This window comes from Agromyces binzhouensis, assembly GCF_004135055.1.
Classification (GTDB): Bacteria; Actinomycetota; Actinomycetes; order Actinomycetales; family Microbacteriaceae; genus Agromyces; species Agromyces binzhouensis.
This window is the reverse complement of sequence record NZ_SDPL01000390.1, coordinates 1-2,962: the sequence shown is the minus strand read 5'-3', so window position 1 is coordinate 2,962 and position 2,962 is coordinate 1. Positions and strand designations below refer to the sequence as shown.

At 72.1% G+C, this 2,962-nt stretch carries 3 protein-coding genes; all 3 read right to left on the bottom strand.

What is annotated here, in order from left to right:
• The coding region (gcvP, locus tag ESO86_RS14645; protein WP_129235649.1) for an aminomethyl-transferring glycine dehydrogenase at window positions 1-2,235 on the bottom strand (2,235 nt) is incomplete at its 3' end.
• Between the two features lie 19 nt (window positions 2,236-2,254).
• Window positions 2,255-2,626 carry a glycine cleavage system protein GcvH gene (gene gcvH, locus ESO86_RS14640; protein ID WP_129235648.1) on the bottom strand — a complete coding sequence of 124 codons (372 nt, stop codon included), beginning with the start codon at window positions 2,624-2,626 and terminating at the stop codon, window positions 2,255-2,257.
• A 65-nt stretch (window positions 2,627-2,691) separates the two neighbouring features.
• Window positions 2,692-2,962, bottom strand: a 271-nt coding sequence (locus ESO86_RS14635; RefSeq protein WP_277985235.1) for a glycine cleavage T C-terminal barrel domain-containing protein, incomplete at its 5' end; no start/stop codon positions are given.

The window sequence follows — 2,962 nt, the reverse complement described above, 5'->3', positions numbered from 1 at the left end:
GTCGGCGCGCTGGGCCATCGGGTGGCCGGGCAGGTAGGGCGCGAGGTGCGCCTTCGCCGCGACCGGGCCGACGCCCGGGCCGCCGCCGCCGTGCGGGATGCAGAACGTCTTGTGCAGGTTGAGGTGCGAGACGTCGCCGCCGACGTCGCCGAAGCGGGCGAAGCCGAGGAGCGCGTTGAGGTTCGCGCCGTCGATGTAGACCTGGCCGCCGGCGTCGTGCACCGCCTGCGTGATCTCCTTCACCTCGTGCTCGTAGACGCCGTGCGTCGACGGGTAGGTGATCATGAGGGCGGCGATGTGCTCGGCGTGCGCGGCGATCTTCGCGCGGAGGTCGTCGAGGTCGACGTTGCCGAGCTCGTCGGTCGCGACGACCGCGACCTTCATGCCGGCGAGCACCGCCGACGCGGCGTTCGTGCCGTGCGCGCTCGACGGGATGAGGCAGACGTCCCGCTCGTCGTCTCCGTTCGCGAGGTGGTAGCCCCGGATGGCGAGCAGGCCCGCGAGCTCGCCCTGGCTGCCCGCGTTGGGCTGCAGCGACACGGTGTCGTAGCCGGTGACCTCGGCGAGCCAGCTCTCGAGCTGCTCGATGAGCCCGAGCGACCCGACGACGTCGGCCTCGGGCGCGAAGGGGTGCAGGTTCGCGAACTCGGGCCACGTGACGGCCTGCATCTCGGTCGCCGCGTTGAGCTTCATGGTGCACGAACCCAGCGGGATCATGCCGCGGTCGAGCGCGTAGTCGCGATCGGCGAGGGTCTTGAGGTACCGCATCATCTGCGTCTCGGACTGGTGCGTGTTGAACACGGGGTGCTCGAGGTACGGCGACGTGCGACGCTGCGCCGCGGGCAGGCTCGCGGGCAGTTCGCGGAGCGCGACCGGCACCTCGGTGCGTGGGTCGAACCCGAACGCCTCGACGACGAGCGAGAGCTCGGCCTCGGTGGTCGTCTCGTCGACGGCGACGTGCACGGTCGCCTCATCGGCCTCCCAGAGGTTCACGCCGAGGTCGCGGGCCCTCGCGACGACGTTCGCGGCGAGCCCCGGCACGTGCACGCGGATCGTGTCGAAGTACGCGTCGTGCGCGAGCGTCAGCCCGAACCCGCCGAGCACGTCGGCGAGCGCCTTCGCCTTCGCCGCCGTGGTCACGGCGATGTGACGGATGCCTCGCGGCCCGTGGTACACGGCGTACATCGACGCCATGACGGCGAGGAGGACCTGCGCGGTGCAGATGTTCGACGTCGCCTTCTCGCGGCGGATGTGCTGCTCGCGGGCCTGGAGGCTGAGCCGGTAGGCGGGGTGGCCGGCGGCGTCCTGGGAGACGCCGACCAGTCGGCCCGGGAGCTGGCGCTCGAGGCCCTTCCGCACGGCCATGTATCCGGCGTGCGGGCCGCCGAAGCCCATCGGCACGCCGAAGCGCTGCGAGGTGCCGACCGCGACGTCCGCCCCCAGTTCGCCCGGGCTCGTGATGAGCGCCATCGCGAGCAGGTCGGCGGCGACGACGGCGAGCGCACCCTGGTCCTTCGAGGCGGCAATGACCGCCGACGGGTCCCACACGCGGCCCGACGCGCCCGGGTACTGCACGAAGACGCCGAAGTGCTCGCCGAGCGCGGCGGCATCCGTCGTCTCGTCGAGGTCGGCGACGACCAGCTCGATGCCGACGGCCTCGGCGCGCGAGGCAAGGAGCGCGTGCGTCTGCGGCAGCGCGTCGGCGTCCACGACGAAGCGGTTCGACTTCGACTTCGAGGCGCGGCGCGCGAGCAGCATGCCCTCGACGACCGCCGTGCCCTCGTCGAGCATCGACGCGTTGGCGGTGTCGAGCCCGGTGAGGTCGGTGACCATCGTCTGGAAGTTGATGAGCGCCTCGAGGCGGCCCTGCGAGATCTCGGGCTGGTACGGCGTGTAGGCCGTGTACCAGCTCGGGTTCTCGAGCACGTTGCGCTGGATCACGGCCGGCGTGATCGTGCCCGAGTAGCCGAGGCCGATCATCGACGTGCGCACCGTGTTCGCGTCGGCGAGGGCGCGCAGCTCGGCGAGCGCCTCGCGCTCGGTCGCCGCGGCCGGGATGACCGAGTCGAGCACCTCGTGCATGCGGATGGCGCTCGGCACCGCCGCATCCATGAGCGCGTCGAGCGAGTCGTAGCCGAGCGCGGCGAGCATCCACTCGTGGTCGCGCGGGGTGGTGCCGATGTGGCGGCGCCCGAAGGCGTCGACGTCGAAGGCCGTGGAGGTGCTGGTGGTCATCGTCTTCCTCGAGGTGGGACTACTCGCCCGTGAGGGCGCGGTACTCGTCGTGGCTGAGCAGGGCGGGCAGCGACGTGGTGGTGAGCTTCAGGAGCCATCCGTCGCCGTAGGGGTCGCTGTTGACGAGCTCGGGCGAGTCGACGACGGCCTGGTTCGACTCGACGACCTCGCCGTCGACCGGGGCGAACAGCTCGCCGACGGACTTGGTCGACTCGATCTCGCCCACGACGGTGCCGGCGACGACGGTGCTGCCGGCGTCGGGCAGGTCGACGTAGACGACGTCGCCGAGCTTCTCGGCGGCGTAGTCGGTGATGCCGACGGTGACGGTGTCGCCGTCGACCTTCACCCACTCGTGCTCGGCGGTGTACTTCAGGTCGGTGCGGTCGGTCATGGGGTGCTCCTCGTGGTGGTCGTGTGGTGCGGGCCCGGCGGTGCGTCCGTCGGAGGGGTCGTGGGTCAGGCGCCGCGCTTGTAGAACGGCAGGGCGGTGACGGATGCCGCGACGCGCGTGCCGCGGACGTCGACGAAGAGCGACGAGCCGACCTCCGCGAGGCCGGGGGCGACGAAGGCCATCGCGACCGGGTGGCCGAGCGTGGGCGAGAGCGCGCCGGAGGTGATCTCGCCGACCTTCCGGGCGTCGTCGCCGGCGCCGTCGTAGACCGCGTAGCCCGCACGCGGCGCGCGACGGCCGTCCGCGGTGATCCCGACCAGCACGGGCGCGCCCTCG

Bases quoted from the DNA above. Each gene is read 5' to 3' on its own strand.
- gcvH (WP_129235648.1), bottom strand. From the start codon at position 2,626: ATGACCGACCGCACCGACCTGAAGTACACCGCCGAGCACGAGTGGGTG.